22 protein-coding genes and 1 pseudogene are annotated in these 25,919 nt (G+C 69.5%); 12 read left to right on the top strand and 11 right to left on the bottom strand.

Annotation, left to right across the window (positions count from 1 at the left end):
• Positions 1-21: 21 nt before the first annotated feature.
• Both ABD466_RS27195 and ABD466_RS27190 read left to right on the top strand, forming a co-directional pair.
• Positions 22-378: a PadR family transcriptional regulator gene (locus ABD466_RS27195; protein ID WP_344660025.1), complete on the top strand. Its 357-nt coding sequence runs from the start codon at positions 22-24 to the stop codon at positions 376-378.
• Positions 375-1,319, top strand: a complete 945-nt coding sequence (locus tag ABD466_RS27190) for an HAAS signaling domain-containing protein (protein WP_344660024.1) — start codon at positions 375-377, stop codon at positions 1,317-1,319. Before ABD466_RS27195 ends, ABD466_RS27190 begins: the two co-directional genes overlap by 4 nt.
• Here ABD466_RS27190 and eccCa read toward each other — a convergent pair.
• The gene (eccCa, locus tag ABD466_RS27185; protein WP_344660023.1) at positions 1,238-5,536 is read right to left on the bottom strand and encodes a type VII secretion protein EccCa; all 4,299 of its coding nucleotides are present in this window, start codon (positions 5,534-5,536) and stop codon (positions 1,238-1,240) included. The genes ABD466_RS27190 and eccCa overlap by 82 nt on opposite strands.
• 43 nt (positions 5,537-5,579) lie before the next feature.
• On the opposite strand from eccCa, the gene ABD466_RS27180 reads away from it, so the two are divergent.
• Positions 5,580-8,150 (top strand): EsaB/YukD family protein, encoded by a 2,571-nt coding sequence (locus tag ABD466_RS27180; RefSeq protein WP_344660022.1) that lies wholly within the window; start codon positions 5,580-5,582, stop codon positions 8,148-8,150.
• 26 nt (positions 8,151-8,176) lie between these two features.
• Here ABD466_RS27180 and ABD466_RS27175 read toward each other — a convergent pair whose 3' ends face one another.
• The 4 genes from ABD466_RS27175 to ABD466_RS27165 all read right to left on the bottom strand — a co-directional run bounded on the left by ABD466_RS27175 (position 8,177) and on the right by ABD466_RS27165 (position 12,880).
• Positions 8,177-9,544 (bottom strand): HNH endonuclease signature motif containing protein, encoded by a 1,368-nt coding sequence (locus ABD466_RS27175; RefSeq protein ID WP_344660021.1) that lies wholly within the window; start codon positions 9,542-9,544, stop codon positions 8,177-8,179.
• A gap of 428 nt (positions 9,545-9,972) precedes the next feature.
• A complete protein-coding gene (locus tag ABD466_RS44495; protein WP_425558751.1) occupies positions 9,973-11,094 on the bottom strand; it encodes a S8 family serine peptidase in 1,122 nt (373 codons plus the stop codon).
• Positions 11,016-12,485: a WXG100 family type VII secretion target gene (locus ABD466_RS27170; RefSeq protein WP_344660020.1), complete on the bottom strand. Its 1,470-nt coding sequence runs from the start codon at positions 12,483-12,485 to the stop codon at positions 11,016-11,018. Before ABD466_RS27170 ends, ABD466_RS44495 begins: the two co-directional genes overlap by 79 nt.
• Complete coding sequence (locus tag ABD466_RS27165) at positions 12,482-12,880, bottom strand: hypothetical protein (protein WP_344660019.1); 399 nt, start codon at positions 12,878-12,880, stop codon at positions 12,482-12,484. Before ABD466_RS27165 ends, ABD466_RS27170 begins: the two co-directional genes overlap by 4 nt.
• A gap of 359 nt (positions 12,881-13,239) precedes the next feature.
• Between ABD466_RS27165 and rpsO the strand changes: the two genes are divergently transcribed.
• The 7 genes from rpsO to ABD466_RS27130 all read left to right on the top strand — a co-directional run bounded on the left by rpsO (position 13,240) and on the right by ABD466_RS27130 (position 21,279).
• The gene (gene rpsO / locus ABD466_RS27160) at positions 13,240-13,509 is read left to right on the top strand and encodes a 30S ribosomal protein S15 (protein ID WP_344660018.1); all 270 of its coding nucleotides are present in this window, start codon (positions 13,240-13,242) and stop codon (positions 13,507-13,509) included.
• A gap of 327 nt (positions 13,510-13,836) precedes the next feature.
• Complete coding sequence (locus tag ABD466_RS27155) at positions 13,837-16,062, top strand: polyribonucleotide nucleotidyltransferase (RefSeq protein WP_344660017.1); 2,226 nt, start codon at positions 13,837-13,839, stop codon at positions 16,060-16,062.
• Between the two features lie 5 nt (positions 16,063-16,067).
• A complete protein-coding gene (locus tag ABD466_RS27150) occupies positions 16,068-17,399 on the top strand; it encodes a M16 family metallopeptidase (RefSeq protein ID WP_344660016.1) in 1,332 nt (443 codons plus the stop codon).
• On the top strand, positions 17,396-18,163 hold the full coding sequence (gene dapB / locus ABD466_RS27145) for a 4-hydroxy-tetrahydrodipicolinate reductase (protein ID WP_344660015.1): 768 nt from the start codon (positions 17,396-17,398) through the stop codon (positions 18,161-18,163). Before ABD466_RS27150 ends, dapB begins: the two co-directional genes overlap by 4 nt.
• 40 nt (positions 18,164-18,203) lie before the next feature.
• A complete protein-coding gene (locus ABD466_RS27140; protein WP_344660014.1) occupies positions 18,204-18,647 on the top strand; it encodes a tetratricopeptide repeat protein in 444 nt (147 codons plus the stop codon).
• 144 nt (positions 18,648-18,791) lie between these two features.
• On the top strand, positions 18,792-20,489 hold the full coding sequence (locus tag ABD466_RS27135; RefSeq protein ID WP_344660013.1) for a hypothetical protein: 1,698 nt from the start codon (positions 18,792-18,794) through the stop codon (positions 20,487-20,489).
• A gap of 91 nt (positions 20,490-20,580) precedes the next feature.
• Entirely contained in the window at positions 20,581-21,279 is a 699-nt protein-coding gene (locus tag ABD466_RS27130; protein ID WP_344660012.1) for an alpha/beta hydrolase, read from the top strand.
• 131 nt (positions 21,280-21,410) lie between these two features.
• On the opposite strand, the gene ABD466_RS27125 is transcribed toward ABD466_RS27130, so the two are convergent.
• Positions 21,411-21,815 (bottom strand): RidA family protein, encoded by a 405-nt coding sequence (locus tag ABD466_RS27125; protein WP_344660011.1) that lies wholly within the window; start codon positions 21,813-21,815, stop codon positions 21,411-21,413.
• An 80-nt stretch (positions 21,816-21,895) separates the two neighbouring features.
• Between ABD466_RS27125 and ABD466_RS27120 the strand changes: the two genes are divergently transcribed.
• Positions 21,896-22,777 carry a LysR family transcriptional regulator gene (locus ABD466_RS27120; RefSeq protein ID WP_344660010.1) on the top strand — a complete coding sequence of 294 codons (882 nt, stop codon included), beginning with the start codon at positions 21,896-21,898 and terminating at the stop codon, positions 22,775-22,777.
• Between the two features lie 51 nt (positions 22,778-22,828).
• The gene (locus ABD466_RS27115) at positions 22,829-23,521 is read left to right on the top strand and encodes a flavin reductase family protein (protein ID WP_344660009.1); all 693 of its coding nucleotides are present in this window, start codon (positions 22,829-22,831) and stop codon (positions 23,519-23,521) included.
• On the opposite strand, the gene ABD466_RS27110 is transcribed toward ABD466_RS27115, so the two are convergent.
• The 5 genes and pseudogenes from ABD466_RS27110 to ABD466_RS27090 form a co-directional block, all read right to left on the bottom strand.
• Positions 23,499-23,804 (bottom strand): hypothetical protein, encoded by a 306-nt coding sequence (locus ABD466_RS27110; protein WP_344660008.1) that lies wholly within the window; start codon positions 23,802-23,804, stop codon positions 23,499-23,501. The two genes, ABD466_RS27115 and ABD466_RS27110, sit on opposite strands and share 23 nt — an antisense overlap.
• A gap of 104 nt (positions 23,805-23,908) precedes the next feature.
• Positions 23,909-24,520, bottom strand: a complete 612-nt coding sequence (locus tag ABD466_RS27105; RefSeq protein ID WP_344660007.1) for a GTP-binding protein — start codon at positions 24,518-24,520, stop codon at positions 23,909-23,911.
• Between the two features lie 15 nt (positions 24,521-24,535).
• Complete coding sequence (locus tag ABD466_RS27100; RefSeq protein ID WP_344660006.1) at positions 24,536-24,892, bottom strand: DUF742 domain-containing protein; 357 nt, start codon at positions 24,890-24,892, stop codon at positions 24,536-24,538.
• A 58-nt stretch (positions 24,893-24,950) separates the two neighbouring features.
• On the bottom strand, positions 24,951-25,379 hold the full coding sequence (locus ABD466_RS27095; RefSeq protein ID WP_344660005.1) for a roadblock/LC7 domain-containing protein: 429 nt from the start codon (positions 25,377-25,379) through the stop codon (positions 24,951-24,953).
• Between the two features lie 6 nt (positions 25,380-25,385).
• A pseudogene (locus ABD466_RS27090) lies at positions 25,386-25,919 on the bottom strand (hypothetical protein); the annotation flags it as partial.

Raw genomic sequence — 25,919 nt, 5'->3', positions numbered from 1 at the left:
ACGCCGGGTACCTTGTGACGCATGGAACCTGGTGGCGCAGAGAAGGCGGTCAGTCAGCTGCGCCGCGGCGTCCTCGAGTTCTGCGTTCTGGCCTTGCTGCGCGACGGGGAGCGCTACGGCGTCGAGATCCTCCGCGAGCTGGGTGCGGTGGACGCCCTGGTGACCAGCGAAGGCACGATCTACCCCCTGCTGTCCCGCCTCCGCAAGGAACACCTGGTCGAGACGGTCTGGCGGGAATCCCCGACCGGCCCACCCCGCCGCTACTACCGGCTCACCACCACCGGCGAGAAGGCTCTCGCCGACTTCAGCACCGAGTGGCGCCGTTTCCGCGACGGCGTCGAGTACTTCCTTTCTCCAGACGGGAGCGTGGAGGAATGAGCACGGAGACCGAGGACCTGACCGCCGCCTACCTGGCCGAACTGGAGCGTGAGGCAGCCCGGCTGCCCTGGAACGCCCGGGCCGAGCTGCTGGAGGACGTGCGGAGCCACATCGAGGTGGCGCTCGCGGAGATGCGGGAGGACGCATCCGGCGGCCCTGAGGCCGCCATCGCGGACGGCGACGAGATATCCCACGTCCGCGCGATGCTCGCCGCACTGGGTGAACCACGGGAGATCGTGGCCGCGGCGCTCGCCGACGAGGCGCCGCCGACGCCGTCGTCCGGGCCCGCGTGGCTGACACCGCCGTCGCCCGAGCCGGCCTGGCCGACGCCGCCTCTCCTCATCAGCACTCCGATGGCCGACGCCGCACCCGAGGCCACACAGCCCTCCCCGCTGGGTCTCCAGGAGATCTTCGCGATCGTCCTGCTGGTCGCGGGCGGCTTCCTGTTCGGCGTCGGCTGGCTCGCCGGCCTGCTCCTGCTGTGGAACTCCCCACGCTGGTCCGTCCGCGACAAGCTGGTCGGCACCTTCGTCCTGCCCGGCGGCTACGCCGGCCTGCTCATGATCATCGCTCGCCCGGTCAACGATCAGGGCTTCGTCTTGCCGAGCTGGCTCGGCATGCCTGTGCTCTTCCTCCTGGCCGTGGCGCCGCTTGCCAGCGCGGTGTTCCTCTTCCTCCGGGCGCGACGCCATCCCGCCGGCACCGGCTCCCCCGCCGGCAAGACGATCGGCCTGGCGGTCCTCGGCATCGTCGGCGGCATCGCCGCACTGATGGTGGTCGGCGCGGTGATGGCCCTCAGTGCCTCCAGCGGCTCGGGCTCAGGCTCGGTGCAGCCTTCCAGTGGCGGGCCGGCGCCTTCCTACTCGGGAGGCGCAGGGGTGGAGTCCGGCTCCGTCGTGCCCGTCGAATCGCCGGTTTCCTCCGACTCCAGCTCACGCTGAGCAGCGTCGCCCGGCTCCGTCGTGCGCGTCGAATCGCCGGTTTCCTCCGACTCCAGCTCACGCTGAGCAGCGTCGTCCGGCTCATCACCCGCCTTGTCGTCCCGCTCATGGCGGGGCTCGGTGCGCGAGTCCTTGTCCGCTGAGCTGTCGTCGTTCAAGGCCTCGTCATCTGTCGGGTTGTCGCTCGGGGCATCGGCCCGTTCCGTCTGGTCCTCGAACACCACCTCCCACTCCGGCTCCGGTAACAATGCGGTCTGCACCAGCACCGCCCCACCCCGTCGCGTCACCAACTGCCCGCGCCCGACCGGCTGCCGGCTCGGCCGCGCCCCGCCCAACAGCGGCCCTTCCTCCCGGTCCCCGGACAGCAGGAGCCCCGGCGCGTTCAGATCCCGCAGCTTCTGCAGCACCGGATCGAACATCGCCCGCCCGGCCCCGCCGCTCTGCCGCGCGACCACCAAGTGCAGCCCGATGTCCCGGGCGTACGGCAGCAGGTCCACCAGCGGCGCCAACGGATTCGCGGTCGGCGACGCCACCAGGTCGTAGTCGTCGACGAACACGTACACGTCCTTGCCGGTCCGCCAGCTCCGCGAACGCAGCTGCGCGGCGGTCACGTCCGGCCCCGGCAGCCGCTCCCGCAGCGCGTCGGCCAGCTGCGTCATCATCGTCAGCGCGGGTGGCCCGGCGACCGCGTACCCGGCGCTGTACCGCTCCGGCACCGTGCCCATCAGGCTCCTGCGGTAGTCGACGACCATGAACCGCGCCCCCAGCCGCTCCTCGTCGACCGCCGCCACCAGCGTGGTCGCGAGCAGCCGCAGGAAGTTCGACTTCCCGGAGCCGCCTTCGCCGAACACCATGAAGTGCGGCTCCGCCGCGAAGTCCAGGGCCACCGGTGCCAGCCCGGCCTCCTCGATCCCGATGACCACGTCGGCGGCACCGCGCTGCCGCGGGATCCGGGGCGGAAGCTCGGCGTGCTCGACCCGTGCCGGCAGCATCCGCACCCGCGGCGCCGGAGCCCCCGGCCAGGCCTTCGCGATCGCCGCCGCCAGATCCTCCGGCGGGACGTCGGTCAGCCCGCCGAGGGAGTGCGCCTTCTGCCGCGTCAGGCCCCGCCCCGGCATCCCCTGCGGCACCTCGGCGGCCGTCCGCCGGTCCATCTCGGACTCCATCGGATCGCCCAGCCGCAGCTCCAGCCGGGTCGCCATGGCGTCCTTCAGCTGCGCCCGGACGTCCGCCCACCGTCCCGTGGACGCCAGCAGGTGCACCCCGAACCCGAGGCCGCGCCGCGCGATGTCGACCACGTCCTGCTCCAGCGGCTCGAACTCGCTGCGGAACGCCGACCAGCCGTCGATGACCAGGAACACGTGGCTCTCGTCGTACGACGCCGCCTGCGCCTGCCCCGCGGCCTCCCGCCGGTCCAGCACCCCGACCGCCTCGGCCACGATCCGCCGCACCAGGTCCGGGTTCGACCGGCCGGCCACCGCCGACACGTGCGGCAGCGCGGCCAGCGGTCCCAGCGTGCCGCCGCCGAGGTCGACGACCAGGAACCGGATCTCGCGCGGGGTGTGGGTGAGGGCGAGGGCGAACATCAGCGTCTGCAGCACCGTCGACTTCCCGGCCCGCGGCCCGCCCGCCACCAGCACGTGACCGCCGGCCCCGGACAGGTCCAGCACCTGCGGGTCCTGGCGCTGCTCGGCGGGCTTGTCGACGATCCCGATCGGCACCACCAGCCGCCCGCGCCCGGGCCACCGCGTCGCCGACAGCCCCCGGTCCTCGGTCACCGCGATCCCCGGGAGCAAGGCGTCCAGCGTCGGCGACTCGTCCAACGGCGGCAGCCACACCTGGTGGGCCGGCGGTCCGAAGCCGGACAGCCGGTCCACGATCACATCCAGCACGGAAGCGGAGGTCTGGCGGTACCCTTCGGCGGCGTCCAGCACGACCAGCGACGTGGCGTCGGTGAGGTCGGGCTCGGTCGGCGGCCCGTACAACGTCACGACCGGCGCTTGGTGGAGCGCCGTGAAACGCACCGGCTGGCGATGCTGCGCACTGCGCGCCGCCGGTACCGCCAGTGCCTTGGCCCGTCCATAGGGCCCTGATACATACGCGGCCTTGAAGCGCGTCATGCCCTCGCTGTCGTACTTCAGATACCCGGAGCCGGGGACACTGGGCAGGTTGTGCGCGTCCGAGACGCCGAGCACCGCACGCGACTCGGCGGCCGAGAACGTCTTCAGCCCGAGGCGGTAGGACAGGTAGGTGTCCAGCCCGCGCAGCCGGCCTTCCTCCAACCGCTGCGAAGCCAGCAGCAGGTGCACGCCGAGCGAGCGCCCGATGCGGCCGACCTGCAGGAACGTGTCGATGAACTCCGGGCGCGCCGCGAGCATCTCCGAGAACTCGTCGACGACGACCAGCAGCGACGGCAGCGGGACCAGCTCCGGCCGGGCGGCCCGGATCTTCTCGTAGTCGTGGACGTTCTTCACGTTGCCCGCGCGCTTGAGCTGCTCCTGCCGGCGGTTCAGCTCGCCGGTCAGCGCGTCGCGCATCCGGTCCACCAGCGTCAGATCGTCGGCGAGGTTGGTGATCACCGCCGCCACATGCGGCAGGCTCGCCAGTCCGGCGAAGGTCGCACCGCCCTTGAAGTCGGCGAGGATGAAGTTCACCTGCTCGCTGGAGTGGGTCAGGGCCAGTGCCGCCACCAGGCTGCGCAGCAGCTCGGACTTGCCCGAGCCGGTCGCGCCCACACACAGGCCGTGGGGACCCATGCCGCCGAGCGCCGCCTCCTTGAGGTCCAGCATCACCGGCTGACCGTCCTCGCCCACCCCGATCGGCACCCGCAGCCGGTCGTGGGGCGAGGACGCGGTGCGCTGCCACAGCCGCGGCGGGTCGATCTCGGCGGCGTCGGCCAGCCCCAGCAGGTCGGTGAACTCCAGCGCGGACAGCAGCGGCTCGTCCCCGCCACCGGCCGACAGGCACAGCGGGGCCAGCTGCCGGGCCAGGCTCTCGGCCTGCGCCGTCGTCAGCGCGTCGACCCGGATCGGGAACGGGCGCTCGTCGGCGCCGGCACGGCCCTCGGGGATCTCCAGAATCGCCATCCGGTTCCGGGCGATGCGCAAGGCCATCTGGTGCCTCTTCGGCCGGGCGTCGGACTCGGGCACGAGCTCGAGCACTGTCACCCCGAGCAGTCCGTCGTCGGAGAGCAGCAGGGAGGAAGCCGAGGACGAAGGCGAGGTGTTCGTCAGCGACGCCTCGCCCGACGACTTCGCCGGGGCGGTGTCGAGGATCAGGATCATATGGGGACGGTCGATGAGCGTGATCCCCGCGGTGAAGCGAGGCCGCTCGGCGAACAACGCCTCCAAGCCGGCCTCGGCATCCGCCGGATCGTCGTAGATCATGCGCTGGGGCCCGCTGGCGTCGTGGGCCGTCGGGTGCTGGACATGCGGCAGCCACTTCAGCCAGTCCCAGCGCGGGATCCGGTCGCCGTCCGCGACGACGCAGATCCGGAGTTCGTCGGGGGAGTGGAACGTCACCAGCTGGGCCAGCAGCGCCCGCACCGCCGCCGGCGCAGGTTCGCCGCCGACGATGAGCCGCGATACCGAGCGCAACGCGATCGCCACCGGCTGGTCCGGCAGTGTGGCGCGGACCGCGAGCAGGCGCCGCAGGGCGTCCGCGCACATCGGCTCCACTTCCGGCAGCGGTGCCGTGTCCGGCGGCACCAGCTGGGTGGCGAGCCGCGCCTGACCCCTCCCGATGCGCACGGCCAGGAAGTCCGGATCGACAGGACGCCGCTCCCAGAGCCGTTCGCGCAACGCGACCAGACTCCACAGGACGTCCGGCTCCGGATTGGCATAGCGCGTGGCAGCCTTCTGAGCCTGGGCCGCCGCCACCACCACCGCACGCGCCTGGGCGAGGTGCCGCAGGTAGTCCCGCCGGGCATCGGCCAGCTTCCCCTTGCCGCCGTTGCGCTGCCGGACCGCCGTCACCGCGCCGAACACCAGGCTGGAGACGAAGGTCAGAGCACCGACCACCATCATCAGGGCATTGGCACCGGGGACGAAGAAGAACACCACCGAGCCCAGCCCGGCCACCATCGGCAGCAGATTCAGGGCCCAGTGTCCCTCGCCACCACCGCGCGGCAGCTCCGGCGGCGGTTGTAAGACCACTGAACCGGCCGGAACCTCGGGGGCCGGACGACGCGGGCCACGTTTGACAGGGGTCGTGCTCATTCGTGAAGGGTATTCGGAGTGACCGGCTGGCTACCATAACGGCATGACAGCAGGTTCTGGGGCCGCCCGGCCCGGAGCGGCCAGCGGCCACTGCCGGGTCACGGTCGTCGCACCGACCCGCCGCGTCGACGTGGCGCTCCCGGAGGACGTCCCGCTCGCCGAGTTGCTGCCGGAGCTGCTGCGCCTGGTCGGCACCCCGGCCCCGGCGGCGGCCGCCGGCGCCGCGGCACTGAACGGTTATGTGCTCACCGGCATCGACGGCACGGCCCTGGACACCGCCGCCGCCCTGGCCGAGCAGGGCGTGGTCCACGGCGGCGTACTGCGCCTGCGGCCGGCCGCCGACGTGCCGGAGGCCGCGGTCCACGACGACATCGCCGACGCGGTCGCGGAAGCGGTCCTCGAAGGCGGCACGCAGTGGAGTACGACGGCGCTGCGAGCCACGGCGCTGACCGTGGTGGGCGTCGCGGCCGGATTCGGCGCGATCGTGCTGTGGTTCTCCGGGACCGGGACCTTCCACGGCTGGAAGGGCGTGATCGCCGGCGTGATCGCCCTGCTGCTGTTCAGCCTCGGCGTGTTGCGAGCGCGGTACGACCTCGCCGCGGTCGGGCGAGGAAGCTACTACGGATACGGAGCCGGCGTGGGCCCGGACCCGGCGTCGCACGAGGGACGACGTGGTCCCGGCCGATCGGTGGCCGCCGCCCGGCTTCAGACAGCGACGCGCAGCCAGGCGCACTACGGCGACGATTATCCGAACTCTGATTCTGTGGACGACTTCGAGGCGCGCTACACCCCGGACTTCGGTACTGAATACGGTCGCGGGTACGACGGTCCCGGCGCCGAGTCGCATTACAGCCCGGATCTCGATGCCCACTACGGCCGTGACCACCGCGGCTCCGACGACACTTCTGGATCGCGCTACGACTACGGCGACCGATTCGGCTACAGCCGTGATCCCCGCGATGGGGGATACGGTTCGGACGCGCGCCGTGGCCTTGGCGGCGACCGCTACGGTCGCGGGTATCGCGAGGCGGACTACGGTTCCGACGACCGCCACGGATTCGGGGGCGGCCCTGGCTATGGCCGTGATCCTCGCGATCCGGGTTTCGATGCTGATCCGTGGCGTAGCGGTGGGGCACCTGACTATGGCCGTGATCCTCGCGATCCAGGTTTCGACCCTGATCCACGCCGTAGCCCGGGCAAGGTATCCAATTACGGTCGTGACCCGCGGGATCCGGGCTACGACTCCGATCCGTGGCGGGACCGGGGCAGGGCATCCACCTTTGGCCGCGACCCTCGCGACCCGGGCTTCGACTCCGACCCCCGCCGTGGCGCGGGCAGGGCACCCGGCTACCGTCGCGACCCCCGCGGTCCGGGCTTCGACGCCGATCCGCGACGGGGCGGGACTCCCGGTTATGACCACCGCGAACCGCGTGTCCAGCGCAGCCGCCGCCGTTTCTTGCGCGGCCGCCCTCCTTACCCCTCGGACTCTGATTTCGCCGCGCCGGCCGCCACCTTCGATCTTTCGTCCTTCGGCGCGGACCGGGTTCCGGGCCAGCGCGGGGCGAGCCCGCGCACCGTGGGCGCCACCACCGTCGGACACGCCGTGGCCGGCGTCCGCACCGGCGGCATCGGCGGGCTCGCCGCCTGGCCCACCGTCGCCGAGGCGATGGCCTGGGCCACCGGCGCGCACCACCAGCGGGACTACACCGCCGCGGCGCTCCTGACGGCCTCGTCGCTCCCTTACGCGTTCATCGCGGGCGTCGGTGTCCTTCCCGCCCACGGACTGAGCCGCGTCCACTTCACCGCGGGCGCCGTCGCCGTCCTGATCACGGCGCTCGCAGCGATCATCGGTCTCGGGCGACGGGTCGCCGTCCCGGTGGCCGGCGCGACGGTCGGCCTGATCGCCGTGCTCACCGGAATCGGCCTCCAGCTCACGAAGGCCAGTCCGGCGGCCGGCATCGCGGTCGCGGCCGCCGCGTGCGCCCTTCTGGTCGAGGTCCTGCCGTTCGCCGCCATGGCCGCCGCCCGCTTCGTCATCGAACCGCCGACCTCCGGCGTCGAGCCCGGCGACTTCGACGGCTCGCCGGTCAACAACTACGTGGTCGGCCTGCGAGTGGCCCGCACCCTGGACACCCTGACCGGGCTGACCGCCGGCGTCGGTGTGGTCCTCGTACTCTGCGTGGGGCTGCTCGTGGTCCCGATCGACGCCATGCAGACGTCGCCGGAAGGCTCGCACACCGTCTGGGAACAGGCGCTTTCGCTGCTCGCCTCCGGTGTGATGCTCTGCCGCGCGCGCCTGTTCCGGCAGCGGGCACAAGTGCTCGCCGCAACTCTCAGCGGCCTGACAGGCCTGGTGGTCGCCTTCGCGGCTACGGCCGCGAACGCCGAGCCGACGGTGCGGGCGCTGTGGCTGGCCCCACTGCTGGTCGTGATCGCACTGCTGGCCCTCGGCCTGGCCTCGATCCGCCCGCGCCGCGGGACCTCTGAGCCGATCCTGCCGCCCCGCTGGTCGCGGACGGTCGACCTGGTCGAGGGCGCGGTCTTCCTGGCCGTCCTGCCGGTGCTGATGGCGGTACTCGGGGTGTACGGCCAGGTGCGCAATCTGAAGGGCTAACCGCCACCACCGCCGCAGCGTCGCCCTCACCGGACGCCACCTCCCGCCAGGGAACCCTCGGCTTCACCCGACGACTCCGAACCCTCTGACTCGATCGGCCGCCAGGGACTCGGTCCCGGGTACCAGGCCGGCGTGTCCGTGTACCAGGGCCGACGGGGCTGCCGGAACCGCCGCTGCTCGTTATGCGCCCTGACCTCCGCCTCCTGCCAGGCGAACTGCCGCTGCCAGAGCTCGTCGTGCAACTCCCGGTGGTGGCGCCGGCACAACAACCGCATCTGGTCGACATCGGTGTGCCCCCCGCTCGCCCAGGGGACGTCATGGTGGGCATCACACTCGTGCGGCGGCCGGTCGCAGCCCGGAGCGGTACACCCACCGTCCCGGATCCCCAGCGCCTCGTATTGGGCCCGGCTGGCGAGCCGGCGTTTACGCCCCTGCCACAGGATCTCGCCCCGCCCATCCACCAGCACCGCGCGCAGCGCCGCCTCACACCGCATCATGTGAGCCTCGGCGGCGGGTATCGAACGACCGTTGCCGGTCCGGGCAGCCGGCGCTCCAGGGAGGCCCTGAGCGGTATCGGCCCGCATGACGATGGTCATCGTCGTCGGCCCGTTGTGCCGCCGGGGGAGTTCGCCCGACCGGATCCGGTCTTCGGCCAAACGAACCAAGGCGTCCGCCCGGGCCTTGGCGATACTCTCCCAGCGGGCCCGATCGGCTGCATCCGCCTCTTGTTCCGCAAGCGCATCCAGAACGGTCAGCAGGGCATCACCACCCATCGTGGACAAGAAGCCGCCAGGCAGATAGCCATCCAACACCGGCGTCATGTGAAACCCGCGCTTCTCCTCCGCTGCACGAGCCCGGGCGAGAACAGTGACCGGAGCCGTCCGATGGGCGGCGTCCTCGGCATGGTGGCGCAGACCTTCCGTCCCCTCCTCCTTGGCCTTCGCGATCAGCGCTTTGCGTATCTCATCCACGACCGACTCGGGCTGATGGGCCAGAACTGCCAACGCCTCGGCGATCATCCTGGCCTGGGGCACAGAGATCTCCCCAACCCGGAGCAGTTCCTCGGTCGGAGGATCCTTACGCAGCGCCTTGGCCGTGGCTATCAGGCGTCCGGCATCGCCACGCGTGCGTCCGAGCACGACGATCAGCGCCTTGCGTGCCGCATCAGCGGCGCGCCAGCTCAGCTCCTCCTCAGTGGTCTCCGGAGTCTGCACCGGATCACCGCGGTCGTGCCACGTACGCACACAGCGGATCAAAACCGCCTCGGCAGCCCGACTGACCTGCTCGGCAGCGCGAGCCAAGGCCAGCGACCCGTCGGTATCAAAGGCGAGAGGGTCGAGCGCGGCGAGGTCCGTGGCGGCGTCCTCAAGGCAGCGCAGCGGGTTGACGCCCATGATGGTGTCCTTTCGACGTGTTCCCCGCACGCCTGTTTTGACACGGTCGACTATAGCTGGTCTTACCGACAGGAGTCTGGCAAACTAGACAAATCAGGGCTTGTGACTCAGAACTCGTAGCCTCCAGCCGGAAGAAGAAGCAGCGTTCGTCACGGGATCCGCCAGCCGCCGATCCCGTACCGGAACCGGCCGATAGGCGACCCGTTCGCCCACCCCATGGATGACACCGACCCGCGCAGCCCCTCCGGCCGGGTCAAGCTGCGAGTGGAGCACGATCTCAGCAGGCCGCGCAGGAGGGTCGCCAACCAGCAGCGCGTTCAACCCGAGCCTCAATACAGCCACCGACCACACGGCAGCTCCGATGCCTTGACCAGCCAACGAGCCCAGCACAGCTTAGCCGTGCGCTGGTGCCGCCCACGCTCCCCGCGTCAACCAGCGGACCTTCTCCTCACCACCCCAAACACGACAACCCCAGCCCCGGTAACTAAGCCAACAGCCCCCACAACCCACCACCGCACATCACGCCCACCATGCACACCCCCCAACTGCCGAGCCCCCTCACCCACCACCCCCGGCGGCCGCGTCAGAGATACAGCAGCCAAAACATCAAGAATCCCCGCCCCATACCGGTCATCCCGCACAGCCCCACGCATCTCCGGCGGCTTATCCGCCGTCCCCACCAAAGCGGCCACCACCTCCGCCGCGCTCCACCCCGGATGCGCACTCCGCACCAAAGCCGCAGCCGCCGAAACATAAGCAGTAGCCTCCGACGTTCCATCGGAGTATCCAACCCGCCCTCGATTATCATCGCGAAGAATATGAACACCAGGCGCCACCAGATCAACATCAGCGCCTGTGTTCGACCGCGCCCACACCTTCCCCGAGCTGTCAATCGCCCCCACCCCAACAACTCCAGGCCAAGCTGCGGGATAGTACTGCTGCGAGGTTCCATCGTTCCCAACCGCAGCAACTACTACTACGTCATGCTCCACCGCATCCTGGATCGCGCGATGAACCTCAGAAGTGTCTAGGTTAAGTGTGAAAGCTAGGTTGATTACACGGCAGTTATGCGAAATCGCATATTCGATCGCCGGCGCGGCGCCATACGGCCAGCCCGCATGGGTTCCATCCGATGCACGTACTGGAACGATCGGGGCTTCTGGCGCTAATCCAACTGTGTGGTCGCCTCCTGCGGAGCTCGTTCCAGCGATCAGAACCGCTTCCCCTGTGCCGTGGCCGACGGCATCACTGTCGACAAGGCCGTTTCCGACGTTCGTGCCGCTAGCGTCAGAGAAGTCGGCGCCGTTCAGAAGGTTTTGGACGTTAGCGTTTGACCAAACTCCGGTATCGACGACGGCGACCTTCACGTTGGCACCCCGCGTGATCTTCCAAGCTTCATTAGCTTTTAGATACTGGAGAGCCCATTGAGTTTCAGTGGAAGCAGCCGCGTAGCTAAGTGGAGGTGTCAGAATTAGTCCGAGGATTGCTGCGCGAGCCACTCTGCCGTAATAACGCCGTTTGCGGGCGCGGCAATGATATCGGGAATCCATGTACTCTTTCGTTCTTTTAGGTAACCTGGGCGCGGGTTGCGATTCTCCCGCTCTCGGCGAACTGCGGCAGCGCTACCTGGAGGAGGAATAAATCCGGCGTTGTTGAAATCTTGGCCCGCGTTAAGCGGTGACTGAATGTCGCTATGGAGGTGGGCTTGAGGCGCATTGGAAATGTAAGGGAGACGCCTAGATGCCGCTTCGTCGCCGTGACGCGCGAGCGGCGAGTAGTCGAGATGGGTTGTCAAAGCCCCGGAGGAGTGCGGCGTTTGACCGCTTTCTACATACCTGCCATGACTTCCTACATCAAGGTCACCTCTTTTGCTGCTCGACGCTGACTCTTTATCTGTCGACTGATTATTCTGTGCATTCTTCAGTTCAGGGCGATCTCCATGCGATCCGTCGATATGGAACATGATATAAGGATGCATAGTTGACTTTCCGGGCGCGATCTCCAGCTGGGCCGCGGCTGATGTTGATTTTAGGTTTGTTGAGGTAGCGCGCTGGCTTCCGTGTTCGGGAGTTCCATCTTCAGGCGATAGGGCGATTATGTCGCGCATATTGATAAGTGCCTGATTGTGATCCGGCTGGAACGGCTCGTAGCGATCGCCAGAATAGCGAGTCTTGGTTGATGCCCCTAGTTCGGGCAAGCCAGCTCTTGCGGAAGCTGGCTTGCCGGTTGCTGGCCTGGCCCGATAATTAGTTCGCGAATCCTCGTGCGGAGACGACGGTAAGATGGTCGAAGTGGAGGCTGAGCCTCCAGGCGGCCTGAGCGGAATTGGCTCACGTTCCGTTAGTAACGCATCAATGTCGTCGATTTCCTCGTGCGTCCTAACGGGCTGATTCGGATCAGAAGTGATACTAAAGGACTCTCCGCGAGCGTTGCCGATATTCATCAACTGCTGGCGCGTTTCGACGTATTGTGCGGCGATTCCATGTACCACTTGAACCGCTTGCTCGTGGGCAGCGTGATAAGCGGTACTCTGTCGCGCTGCCTCCAGCGCCTCCATCGGTGTTCTCGGGCGCACGACGGTATCGGTGACGCCGGGCTCGGCCACCTCAGGCACGTTCATCATCTGATGTTGTTGCTCGGCCACGACTGCGGCACATCGGCTCACCGCTGTAGCCGCCCCGAGCGCGCTCTCGTGAAACTCCCGCGCCTCGGCTGCAGCGCGCCCCAGTGTGGAGGCGGCCTGCTCCGCCGCCGTTCCCTTCCACCAGTTCGGTAGGTCGGCCTGGGCGCGGGACAGGAGTTCGGCGACCTCGCCGACTCGGTCCGCCAGATTGCGGAATGCGTGGGGCATCGCCTCCATGGCTCCTACCTGGGGAGAGGACGCCAGGCTGCGGAGTTCGTCGAGGGTGAGGCCGCTGTAGTCGAACTGGGGTTCGGTCATGGGGTGGGTGGGGGTGTAGGGGTCTCGAGGGCGGTCCGCATGGCGGCTGTGGCGATGGCTTCGTCGGCGGCTGAGTAGGTTTCGTGGGTGCGTTCGGCGTAGTGGGTCATGGCCGTGAGCATTTGGTGGATGCGGGTGTACCAGGCTTGGAGGCGGTGGACCACGTCGGCGTGGGTGTCGCCGAGGGGGTCGGCCTCGTCTAACAGTCCATATACATATGACGCGGCGTCGCCTTTGGTGGTGCGCCACGCCGCTGGGCCGGTATGGAGGGTGGGGTCCACCAGGGGCCAGGTGTGGGCGTGGGAGGCGCCGAGCGTGGTTTCGAGGTCGGCCAGGGAGCGGCGTAGTGCGGAGAGGTGGTCCAGGCAGACGTGGAAGTCATAGCTGCTGGTCATGAGTGGTTCCTCCCCGAGGTAGTGGGACAGAGCTGGAGAGCCGCGCATGGGGCCGGCGGGATGAAGGCGGCTGGTGAGGCTGGCGCGGTGAAGCGGAGAGCAGTCGAAACACGGCGCGCTGTGTGAGGCTAGCTAGACAAATGGGGTGTAATGACACTTACGGGACTTCCGCCCGCTTTGCAATAGCGACGCAGATCACCAAGCGCGCGAACAGGTGACCCTCCGCCCTCGAAACGCCCCGCCCCGTCCGGACCCCCACCCCGGAGGTGGTACCGTAAACAGTCGGCCGCGAGCTGGTGAAGATCCCCGTGTAGACGACCGGGGGCGCTCGGCGACTGCTTACCACCGAGGAGTGACACGTGTCTCTGGACGCAGCCACCAAGAAGAAGATCATCGAGGACTACGGCACGAAGCCGAACGACACGGGTTCGCCGGAGGTGCAGATCGCTCTGCTCACCTACCGCATCAACGAGCTCACTGAGCACCTGAAGTTCCACAAGCACGACCACCACAGCCGGCGGGGCCTGCTGCTGCTGGTCGGGCAGCGGCGGCGGCTTCAGGGGTACCTGCAGCGGACCGACATTGTGCGGTACCGGGCGCTGATCGAGAAGCTGGGCCTGCGTCGGTAGGTTCGTGCTGCTGTTCTTCCCAGGAGCGGTCCGTCGTCACGGACCGCTCCTGTTGCGTACCCGCTCCGCACATGGGCGGCCCAAGCTGCCGACTTTTCCGGTTAGAGTGGGTAGCGGAAAAGTTCAAGACGTTTTAGGGAACTGAAGAGGCACTGCGCGAGGACGACCTGCGTCGAAGTGGCCGGTTGGGCGCCGATCTTCGGTAGTGGCCCTCGGGACGGACCAGCCCCGGGGGCTTCGATCGAAGACCGGGCCGCCACACGGCGGCGTGGGTACTGACAAGCCGCGTCCTCTTCAGCTCGCCACATACGAACTGAGGAGTACCTGTTGTCCGAGGGTGTTTTCACTACTGAGGCCGTGATCGACAACGGTCCGTTCGGGACGCGGACTGTGCGTTTCGAGACCGGGCGGTTGGCGCGGCAGGCTGCCGGGTCGGTCGTCGCTTACCTGGACGACGAGACGATGATCCTGTCGGCCACCACTGCTTCCAAGTCCCCCAAGGACTCGCTCGACTTCTTCCCGTTGACGGTGGATGTCGAGGAGCGCATGTACAGCGTGGGCCGGATTCCCGGCTCGTTCTTCCGGCGGGAGGGGCGGCCGAGTGAGGACGCGATTCTCACCTGCCGGCTCATCGACCGGCCGCTGCGGCCGTCGTTCGCGAAGGGGCTGCGGAACGAGGTGCAGGTCGTGGCCACGGTCATGGCGCTGAACCCGGAGCACCTCTACGACGTGGTCGCGATCAACGCCGCGTCCGCTTCGACGCAGCTGGCCGGGCTGCCTTTCTCCGGTCCCATCGGTGGTGTGCGGGTCGCGCTGATCCAGGACCGCTGGGTGGCCTTCCCCACCCACACCGAGCTGGAGGAGGCCGTGTTCGACATGGTCGTCGCCGGGCGGGTGCTGGACGACGGCGACGTCGCCATCATGATGGTCGAGGCCGAGGCCACCACGGAGACCGTGGCGCTGGTCGCCGGGGGCGCCACCGCGCCGACCGAGGAGGTCGTCGCCGACGGCCTGGAGGCCGCCAAGCCCTTCATCAAGGCGCTGTGCGTGGCCCAGCAGGAGCTGGCCGCGTCGGCCGCCAAGGAGACCGCGGAGTTCCCGCGCTTCCTGGACTACCAGGACGACGTCCTGGACGCGGTCACCGCCACCGCCAAGACCGAGCTGGCCAACGCGCTGACCATCGCCGGCAAGCAGGAGCGCGAGGAGGAGCTGGACCGCGTCAAGGCGCTGGTCGTGGAGAAGCTCGCGCAGCAGTTCGAGGGGCGTGAGAAGGAGATCGGCGGGGCCTTCCGGGCGCTGACCAAGAAGCTGGTGCGGGAGCGCATCATCCGCGACCAGGTCCGGATCGACGGCCGCGGGGTGCGTGACATCCGGCCGCTGTCCGCCGAGGTCGAGGTGATCCCGCGGGTGCACGGCTCGGCGCTGTTCGAGCGCGGTGAGACCCAGATCCTGGGCGTCACCACGCTGAACATGCTCCGCATGGAGCAGCAGCTGGACACGCTGAACCCGGAGACGCGCAAGCGTTACATGCACAACTACAACTTCCCGCCGTACTCCACCGGTGAGACCGGTCGCGTGGGTTCGCCCAAGCGGCGGGAGATCGGCCACGGCGCCCTCGCCGAGCGCGCTCTGCTGCCGGTCCTGCCCTCGCGGGAGGAGTTCCCCTACGCGATCCGGCAGGTCTCCGAGGCGCTGGGTTCCAACGGCTCCACCTCGATGGGTTCGGTCTGCGCCTCGACCATGTCGCTGCTGAACGCCGGTGTCCCGCTGCGGGCCCCGGTGGCCGGTATCGCCATGGGCCTGGTCTCGGCCGAGGTCGACGGCAAGACCGAGTACGTCGCGCTGACCGACATCCTGGGCGCCGAGGACGCGTACGGCGACATGGACTTCAAGGTCGCCGGCACCAAGGAGTTCGTCACCGCGCTGCAGCTGGACACCAAGCTCGACGGCATCCCGGCCTCGGTGCTGGCCGCCGCGCTGAAGCAGGCCAAGGACGCCCGCCTGCACATCCTGGACGTGATGATGGAGGCCATCGACGTCCCGGACGAGATGAGCGAGTTCGCGCCGCGCATCATCACGGTGAAGATCCCGGTGGACAAGATCGGCGAGGTCATCGGCCCGAAGGGCAAGATGATCAACCAGATCCAGGAGGACACCGGCGCCGAGATCACGATCGAGGACGACGGCACCATCTACATCGGCGCCGCCACCGGTTCGGCCGCCGAGGCCGCGCGGGCCACGATCAACCAGATCGCCAACCCGCAGATGCCGGAGGTCGGCGAGCGCTACCTGGGCACCGTGGTGAAGACCACGACCTTCGGCGCGTTCGTCTCGCTGATGCCCGGTCGCGACGGCCTGCTGCACGTCTCCCAGCTGAAGAAGCTGGCCGGCGGCAAGCGGGTGGAGAACGTCGAGGACGTGGTCAAGGTCGGCGACAAGCTGCAGGTCGAGATCGCCGAGATCGACTCCCGCGGCAAGCTCTCGCTCATCCCGGTGCTGCCGGAGGGCGAGGGGGACAAGGCTGAGGCCAAGGCCGAGGCGAAGGCCGAGTAACAACCTTGTACCCGGTTGAGACCCTGATCGCCGGGCAGAACGGCAGCGGCACCATCCGCCGTACCGTCCTGCCCGGCGGTCTGCGCGTGGTGACCCAGACCATGCCCTCGGTGCGCTCGGTGACGTTCGGCATCTGGACCGGCATCGGGTCCCGGGACGAGCACCCGGAGGAGTCCGGCGCCACCCACTACCTCGAACACCTGCTGTTCAAGGGCACGGCGAAGCGGTCCGCGCTGGAGATCTCCGCGGCGATCGACGCGGTCGGCGGTGAGATGAACGCCTTCACCGCCAAGGAGTACACGTGCTACTACGCGCGGGTGCTCGACGCCGACCTGCCGCTGGCCATCGACGTGGTCTGCGACCTGGTCACCTCGGCCCTGGTCCGGCCCGAGGACGTGGAGTCCGAGCGCAACGTCATCCTCGAGGAGATGGCGATGACCGAGGACGAGCCCGCGGACCAGATCCACGACGAGTTCGCCTTCGCCCTGCTCGGCGACTCCCCGCTGGGCCGGCCGATCCTGGGCTCGGCCGAGTCGGTCAACGCCCTCACCCGGGACGCGATCGCGGAGTACTACCACTCCCACTACACCGACGACCACCTGGTGGTCGCGGCGGCCGGCAACCTGGACCACGACGTCGTGGTGGCCCTGGTCGACCAGGCCTTCGCCGCCGCCCGGGGCGACCGCGACCCGGACCGCCGCCCGGTGGTGCCGCGGATCGGCGGCGACGCCGGCCCCGCGCGCTCCGGACTGCGCCTGGTCTCCAAGCAGACCGAGCAGACGCACGTCGTGCTGGGCGTGCCCGGCGTGGCCCGCACCGACCGTCGTCGCTACCCGTTGGGCATCCTGTCCACGATCCTCGGCGGCGGCATGTCCTCCCGCCTGTTCCAGGAGGTCCGGGAGAAGCGCGGCCTGGCCTACTCGGTCTACAGCTTCTCCACGCACCACGCCGACTGCGGCATGTTCGGCGTCTACGCCGGCTGCCAGCCGGAGAACTTCACCGAGGTGCTGAAGATCTGCCGCGACGAGGTCGCCAAGGTGGCCGAGTCCGGCGTCACCGAGGAGGAGCTGCGCCGCGGCATCGGCCAGGTGCGGGGGTCCACGGTGCTCTCGCTGGAGGACACCGGGTCGCAGATGACCCGGATAGGGAAGAACGAACTCGTCTACGGCGAGCACCTCACCATCGAGGAGCTGCTCGGGCGGGTGGAGTCGGTGACCGCCGACGACGTCAAGCGGGTCGCCGAGGACTTCCTCCGGCAGCCGCAGGCGATAGCGGTGATCGGGGACTACGAGGACGCTTCATCGTTCGAAGGGGCCTTGGAAGGGGCAACGCTGTGACCGCCGCGCTGGAGCAGAGTGTCGTGAAGGTCGCGGTGTTCGGCGCCGCCGGCCGGATGGGCCAGGCCGTGTGCCGCGCCGTACAGGACGCGCCGGGCCTGGAGCTCGTCGCGCAGATCGACGCCGACGACGACCCGCGGCGCGCGGTCGAGGCCGGCGCCGAGGTCGCGGTCGACTTCACCCATCCCGGCGTCACCGTGCAGAACATCGAGTTCTGCGTCCGCCACGGCATCGACGTGGTCGTCGGCACCTCCGGCTTCGACGAGGCCCGCCAGGCGCAGGTCCGGGCTCTGCTGGTCGGCACGGGAACCCGGGTCCTGGTGGCCCCGAACTTCTCCATCGGCGCCGTCCTGATGATGCGCTTCGCCGCGGCCGCCGCGCCCTATTTCGAGAGCGTGGAGATCGTCGAGCTGCACCACCCGGACAAGGTCGACGCGCCCTCGGGCACCGCGACCCGCACCGCGGAGCTGATCGCCGAGGCCCGGGCCGCGGCCGGCAGCGCCCCGATGCCGGACGCCACCAAGACCGGTCTGGACGGTGCCCGCGGCGCGGCCGTGGACGGTGTCCCGATCCACTCCGTGCGCCTGCGCGGCCTGGTCGCGCACCAGGAGGTGCTGCTCGGCACGGTCGGCGAGACCCTGACCGTCCGGCACGACTCCCTGGACCGCGCCTCGTTCATGCCGGGCGTGGTGCTGGCCTGTAAGAAGATCGCGTCGCTGCCCGCCGGGCTGACCGTCGGCCTCGACGCGCTGCTCGACCTGTAGAACCCCGTAAGGCACCGTAAGGCACCGTAAGGCACCCATCATGCGCAACCGCACCACCGCTCTGGTCCTGGTCGTCATCCTGTGCTTCTACCTGCTGCTGGCCGTCCAGCGCGGGGTGTGGCTGGTGGCGACCGGGAAGCCGGTGCTGGTGCTGTTCGGCGTCGGCGTGCTGATGCTGCCGGTGGTCGGGGCCTGGTTCGTGGTCACCGAGGTGCGGATCGGCAATGCCTCCTCCCGCCTCGGGGCCCGGCTGGAGGCCGAGGGCCTGTGGCCGACCGAGGAGATCCCGACGCGGCCCTCGGGCCGGCCGGACCTGAAGGCGGCGGACGAGATCTTCGAGAAGCGCAGGGCCGAGGTCGAGGCCGCGCCGGAGGACTGGCGCGGCTGGTACCGGCTGTCCCTGGCCTACAACGACGCCCGCGACCGCCCGCGGGCCCGCAAGGCCCTGCGCCGGGCCATCGAGCTGGACCGGCGGCACAGCTGATCCGATCCGGCCATCGGGCCTCCTCCTTATCGACAGAGCCCTGATTCGGGGCTAGCGTCCCTCCCCGCTGACGCCCAGGTCAGTGACCGGGCCGTCGCCGCGTGTGCTCGGCGACGGCCGGCCCCGGCGTTCTCGGGAGGGAATGTGAAGCCCAGACGAAGATGGCCCGTCATCCTCGGGCTCGTCGCGCTCGCCGCCTTCGCGGCACCGTTCGCGCGCGCGGACCAGCGGACGCCGACCGCGTCCGGCTCCGCGCGGCCGGCTGTGAACCCGTTGAACTGCGCCACCAACCGCGCCATGTGCACCGAGGTCGACGACAGCGAGTTCGTCTTCGGCGAGGACCACTACGTGGGCCACGACGAGCCTTCGACCCTGTTCTACAGCGACATCCCCGGCGCGGGGAACGACAACACGTACTTCCTGCGCCTGCCCGAGGACCCGCCGCAGCAGCCCGCGCAGGACGGCTCCGGCTCCAGCTGGAACTTCCAGCTGCACCCGGCGTTCTGGTTCGGCATGGCGATGTGCGACGACCAGTCGGCGCCCGGTCCCGGCGGGCAGAACGCGGCTTGCCAGCCCGACAGCGACAGCAACATCTACACCGACACCGACGTGAACTCGCCGCGCTTCATCGGCAAGCACCCCGGTGCCGCCTTCATGGAGATGCAGTTCTACCCGCCGGGCTGGGTGTCCTGGCCGGCCGGGAACAGCTGCGACCCGACCAAGTGGTGTGCCGCGCTGAACATCGACAGCTTGTCGCTGAACTACGACACGGGCACCCTCAACAACGATGACTGCCTGAACAAGGCCGGCGTGGAGTACGTGAACTTCGCGTTCCTCACCGACAGCGGGCAGGCCACGACGCCGGCCGACCCGACCAACAACGACCGGTTCAACCTGGACCCGGCGCATGACGCCTTCTACAACTCCGGCGACGTGCTCAAGGTCCACATGTTCGACACCCAACAAGGGTTCCGAGTCGAGGTCACGAACGTCACCCAGCACAACAAGGTCAGCTCGATGACCGCCTCGATGGCCAACGGCTTCAAGCAGGTCGCGTTCCAGCCCACCGCCACCACCTGCCAGACGATCCCGTCCGCGTTCCACCCGATGTACTCGACCTCCAGCGAGAACACCCGCGTGCCGTGGGCCGCCCACAGCTACAACGTCGCGTTCTCCGACGAGATCGGGCACTTCGAGTACTGCGCCGCGGCGGACCCGGCCACCGGCGCCTGCACCCAGGCCGCCGGGGGCGACGGAACCGTCGACGCCGACGACAACTACTGCTTCAACCCTTCGGACTCGCTGCTGGCACAGGTCGGCGGGTGTCTCAGCGAGGCGCCGACCGACGACGACTATGACGGAGTCCCCTACGGCAAGACCTGGCCGGGCAGCGGAGGCGGCACGGCGACCCCGGACCCGATCGCGTTCAGCAGCCCGCTGATCCACGGGCTGTGGAACTTCCAGCGCTCGGCGTTCGAGACCGACCTGCCGCGGATCGAGGACAACGACACCCTGCCGGTGCCGTGCAACCGGGCGACCGGTGCGAACTGCGTGAACCCGCCGCCGGGATCGCAGTTCTACCCGATCTTCGTCACGCACCAGCTCAACCCGTTGTCGTGCGTGTGGCAGGAGGGCGGGCCGGCGATCCCCGGCGCTTCCAGGACCTTCGGCGGGACGTCGCAGGCGGAGTTCGGCAGCCTGTTCCAGCTGGCTTATCCGCGCCCCGGAGGCGTGTCAATGTCCTACAACGATTTCCGCCAGATCCTGCCGCACAACCCGTGCTTCTCCTTGCCCGGGGACCTGATGGGACCGTTGATGGGACACAAGCTGCAAGGGGGTTGATACTGAACTCATAGGATCTCGAACCCGCAAAGTTCGCAGAGTTCGCAAGAGCCTGATTCGTCCTGACTCGCATGGAACGACGATGGACGGTATGGGGAGCGATGGCGCTGGTCGCAGCCGGTGTCGCGGCACCGGCTGGGACCGCGGTGGCCTCCGGATCGCTCACCCGCTACTACGGACAGCACCTGGCGCGACGCGCACCGTCAGCCCCAACGAACTCGCCGCGGCCCTGCGTCTGCGAGCGTCGTACCCGCCGTACTTCGACCAGTACGCGGGTCCGGCGCTGGCGGCGGCGGCGAAGGGAGACGGCACCGGCCTGCTGAGCCTCGCCGACACCTGGAACGGGCGCCGTTCGGACGCTGCCGGCTTCAACACCGGCTACGCCCCGGACTTCCAGGACGACGTCGCCCTGTTCTGCACCGACCGTCCGTGGCCGACCGGGACGGCCGCCTACGGCGCGCTGCTGGCCGCCAGTGAGGCCGCTTCTCCCCACCTGGGAGCGGAGCGGGCGAGCATGGCGCTGCCCTGCAACGGCTGGCCGATCACCGATCTGCCCCATCCGGTGCGGGTGCCGGGCACGCCGCCGATCCTGGTGGTGTCCTCGACCGGCGACCCGTACACGCCGTACCAGTGGGGGGTCGACGCCGCGCACACGCTCGCCAACGGTGTGCTGCTGACGTCGAACACACACGGGCACACCGCGTACCTCTCCGGTCATCCGTGCGTGGACACCAACGTCGAGGGCTACGTCGTCAGCGCCACGCCGCCGGCTTCCGGCACCATCTGCTGATCGCGCACACCCTGGTGACGCTGGCGGAGATGGCCGCGCGGCTCGTGCTCCAGGATCCGAAGCGGTACGAGCCGGCGCGGTTCGTGCGGGGACCGCGGTCCGCGGTCGGCCTGGTCGCGCCGACCGGGCGCCTAGATGATCGCGGTCGCCTCGACCTCGATGAGCGCCTCCGGCAGGAACAGCCGGGAAACCTCGACCGTGGTGCTGGTCGGAGGGGCCGCGTCCTTGAAGTACTCGGCGCGGATCTCGCCGTACTCGCGGATGCGCGAGATGTCGGTCAGGAAGGTGCGCAGGTTCACGACGTCGGCGAAGGTGGCGCCGTGCGCCTCCAGGACCTTGCCGATCAGCTCCATGACGCGCCGGGACTGCGCGCGCATGTCGTCGCCGCCGACGATCTGGTGGTCGTCGCCCCAGGCCACCTGGCCGGCCAGCATCAGCAGTGTGCGTTCGCCGAGGGGGATCACGGCGACGTTGGAGAAGGCTTTGAACGGCGAGCTGGGGACGCCCGCGGGGTTGTCGAGAGTGAAGGTGCTCATGGCCCGAAGGTATTTCCACCCCTGGGATACCACTAGCGAATAGTTCGCATGATCCCCATGCGTGGTTAGCATGGCGTCTCATGGACACGGCGTTGTTCGAAGTCTTCCTGGAAGTGGCGCGGCGCGAGTCGTTCACCGCGGCGGCCGGGTCGCTCGGCTACACCCAGTCGGCGGTCTCGCGTCAGGTCGCCGCGCTGGAGTCGGCGGTCGGCGCCACACTGTTCGACCGGCTTCCACGGGGCGTACGGCTGACCGCGGAGGGGCGGGCCCTCCTACCGCACGCGGAGGCCGTCGCAGGCCGTCTGCGGGCCGCTGTGGCCGATGTGCGGGCCGTGCGGACCCTGGGCGGCGGGCGGCTCCGGCTCGGCGCGATCCCGACGGCGGACATGGCCCTGGTGCCGCGGGCGATCGCGGCGTTCCGCGCGGCGCATCCGGCCGTGGCCGTGACCCACACCGAGGGCCTCACACGCTGGCTGGCGGGCGCGGTGCGCGCCGGGGACCTGGACCTGGCGGTCATCGGGACTCCGGAAGCGGAGCCGGTCTTCGAGGGGGTGCGGCTGCGGCGGCTGATGGCCGACCCGCTGGCCGTGGCGCTCCCGGTCGGGCACCGCCTGGCCGATCGGGAGGTGTTGCGGCTGGCCGATCTGGCCGGCGAGGACTGGATCGCCGGGCAAGTGCGCCCTGAGGAGACGCTCATCGCCGGGGTGCAAGGCGGCGAGTTCCGGCCGGTGATCGACTTCGTGGTCCTCGAGTGGGCGGCGAAGCAGGGGTTCGTCGCGGCGGGCCTGGGCGTGACCATCATCCCGGCGCTGGCCGCCGCCGCACTACGGCCGGACGTGGTGGTCGTGCCGCTGGATCCGGCCGAGGTGCGGCCGCGGTCGGTGTTCGCGGCCACGCCGGAGGGCGTCGCGGACAGCGCGGCGGTCGCGGCGTTCCTGGAGCTGGTGACGGAGGCTTGCTGAGACGTCCGGAATCCGCCAGTGCGGCGCGGACCGGGAGCGGAGCATGGAGACATGCACACCGTTCCCGGCATCAAAGTCCTGTATTTCGGAACCCCGGTCGTCCTCATCACCACGCGCAACGAGGACGGCTCACCCAATATCGCCCCCATGTCCTCGGCCTTCTGGCTGGGCAGCCACGGCATGTTGGGCCTGGGCAACTCCTCGCAGACCGCCATCAACATCGCCCGCGAGGGCGAGCTCGTGCTGAACCTGCCGTCCTCGGACATGGTCGGGTACGTCGACCGGATCGCCATGACCACAGGCCGTCCGGACATGCCGGAATACAAGTCGGAGATGGGCTACACGTTCGTGCGGGACAAGTTCGGCCTGGCCGGTCTCACCGAGCAGCTCTCGGAACTGGTCGCTCCGCCGCGGATCCTGGAGTGCCCGATCCAGATGGAGTGCCGGCTCACCTCGTCCCATCCGTTCGGGACGGGCAACATCACGACGTTCGAGGTCGAGGTGCTGCGGACGCACGTCGAGGAGCGGCTGGTGATCCCCGGCACGCACTACGTCGACCCGATGGAGTGGGACCCGCTGATCATGAAGTTCTGCGAGTACTTCGGCGGCGGGGTGCCGATGCACGGCTCGCGGCTGGCCGAGGGCTGGCAGATGCCGCATCAGCGGCGGATCCGCGATCTCGCCGAGAGCATGGGAAGCGGGGAGGGCGTCGTGCCGGTGCTCAGTGGGTCAGCGTCAGCTTGATCGCCAGGCCCGGCAGCAGCAGGCCGAACGCGGTGAACGCCAGCGGGCCGTTGGCACCGCAGTGCAGCCGCCGGGTCCCGCCCTCGCGGACCTCGACCGCGATCTTCTTCGAGTACATGCCGTCCAGGGAGAGCTCCACGAGGTGCTCGCCCGGCTCGACGGCGAACTCGGCGGCGCCGTTGTGCGCCAGGCGGCCGACGGCGACGCCGTCGATCCACACCTTGTAGGGCCGGGGGCGCAGCTGGAAACCGCTGCGGCGGGTGAGGGCTATCGTCCCGGACATACGCAACCTGCTTAATTCGGACACCTGAGGGTGTAAAGGAGCATAAGCGCGAGGGCGGCACCGGAATCCGGTGCCGCCCTCGCCGTTATGCGATCGTCGCCTACCTACGATGCCGCCGCCGCTGCGAAGCGTGACATGGCGTGCTCCACCAGGCGGATCAGCGTCAGCTTGGTGGACTCCCGGCTGCGGGCGTCACAGGTCACGACCGGGACGTCCGGCGGGATCGACAGCGCCTCGCGGACGTCCGCCACCTCGTGCGTGAGCATGCCGTCGAAGCAGTTCACGCCGACGATGTACGGCAGGCCCGCGTCCTCGAAGTAGTCGATGGCCGAGAAGCAGTCCGCCAGGCGGCGGGTGTCCACCAGCACCACCGCGCCGATGGCGCCGCGGCACAGGTCGTCCCACATGAACCAGAAGCGGTTCTGGCCCGGTGTGCCGAACAGGTACAGGATCAGCTCGCGGTCCAGCGAGACGCGCCCGAAGTCCATCGCCACCGTGGTGGTGACCTTGCCGGGCACGACCGTGAGGTCGTCCACACCCTCGGACGCCGCGGTCATCACGGCCTCGGTGGTCAGCGGGGCGATTTCCGAGACCGCGCCGACGAAGGTGGTCTTGCCCACGCCGAAGCCGCCGGCGACGACGATCTTCACCGACGTGGTCGGACCCGCCGCGGGCTGCTGCGCCGCGGGAGCCTGTCCGTAAGGGGAGTAGTTCATTGCACGGCCTCCTTTCTACAGATTGCGGAGTCCGATGAGGACTCGTTCGAGGAGCGCGAGGTTGGGCTGGCCGTTGTCGGTCTCGCCGGGCTGCTGGATGGCCACCAGGCCGGCGTCCGACATGTCGCCCAGCAGCACCCTGACCACCCCCAGCGGCATCCGCATCAGCGCCGCGACCTCGGCCACCGACTTCAGCTCGACGCACAGCTCGCAGATGCGCTGGTGCTCCGGCTCGCGGCCGGGGACGCGCGCGCGTCCGTTGTCCGTCGTCGACACCAGCGCCTCGATCGGCAGCTGGTAGCGGGCCCGCGTACGGCCCCTGGTCAGGGCGTAGGGGCGGACGAGGGGCGAGGAATCGTGGGCGCTGCTCACGGCCGCGTGCTCCCGTCACTCGTCACGGCAGGGGGAAGGGTGGTCACCGGGCGTCCTCTCAGCGCGGCAGCGACGACTGGAGCTCGGCACGCAACGCCGGCGTCAGGACGTCGCCGGCGCGCTCCACGAGCAGGGCCATCTCGTAGCCGATCAGGCCCATGTCGCAGTCCGAGGACGCGAGCACGGCCAGCGCCGAGCCGTCGGAGATGGCCATCACGAACAGGAAGCCGCGGACCATCTCGACGACGGTCTGCGTCACCGAGCCGCCCTCGAAGATCCGGGCCGCGCCGGAGGTCAGCGAGGACAGCCCGCTGGCCACCGCGGCCAGTTGGTCGGCGCGGTCGCGGGGGAAGCCGTCGGACACCGCCAGCAGCAGGCCGTCGGAGGAGACCACCACGGTGTGCGCCACGCCCGGGACGCGGTCCACGAAGTTGGTGATCAGCCAGTTGAGATTCCGGGCGGCTTGGGTGAGATTGGGGTCGTTCACGGGTGCTCAGTCCTGCTTTCCTGGCTCGGGGGTGCCGAAGGCGGCCGGGCCGTCGGACGCTGTGGGGTTGTTGGCGGGATCGGTCGGCTGGGCGCCGGCGGCGTCGCGGCCCTGGCGCAACCCCTGGTGGAAGTTGGCCAGCCGGCTGCGCACGGCCTCGGCCGAACGCGCCGGGATCGGCGGGGCCGCGGCCTTGGCGGCGCCGACGCCGTCGGCCGAGCCCGGGACCAGGTTGGAGCGCGGGACGCGCTTCGGCAAGCCCTTCGGGGTCAGACCCGCCGCGACCGGCTTCTTCACCACCTCGGCGGCCTTCCATCCCTCGTCGCCCGGCGACTGCCAGGGCTGGCCCGCGGAGCTCTGGTCGTCGTTCATGGGCTCCTTGGGTTCCTCGTGCGGTGCGGCCTCGTGCGGTGCGGCCTCGTGCGGGGCGGCGGCCGGCGTCGGCCCGGCGGCGCTCGGCGCGGCCGGGGTGTCCGCCGGCTCGCCGAGCGGCGGAGTGGGGACGGTCTGGGCGGCCGGGGCGGCCGGGGGCGTCACGGG

Source organism: Catenulispora subtropica (genome assembly GCF_039531675.1).
GTDB lineage: Bacteria > Actinomycetota > Actinomycetes > Streptomycetales > Catenulisporaceae > Catenulispora > Catenulispora subtropica.
This window is presented reverse-complemented; position numbering and strand designations above follow the sequence as displayed.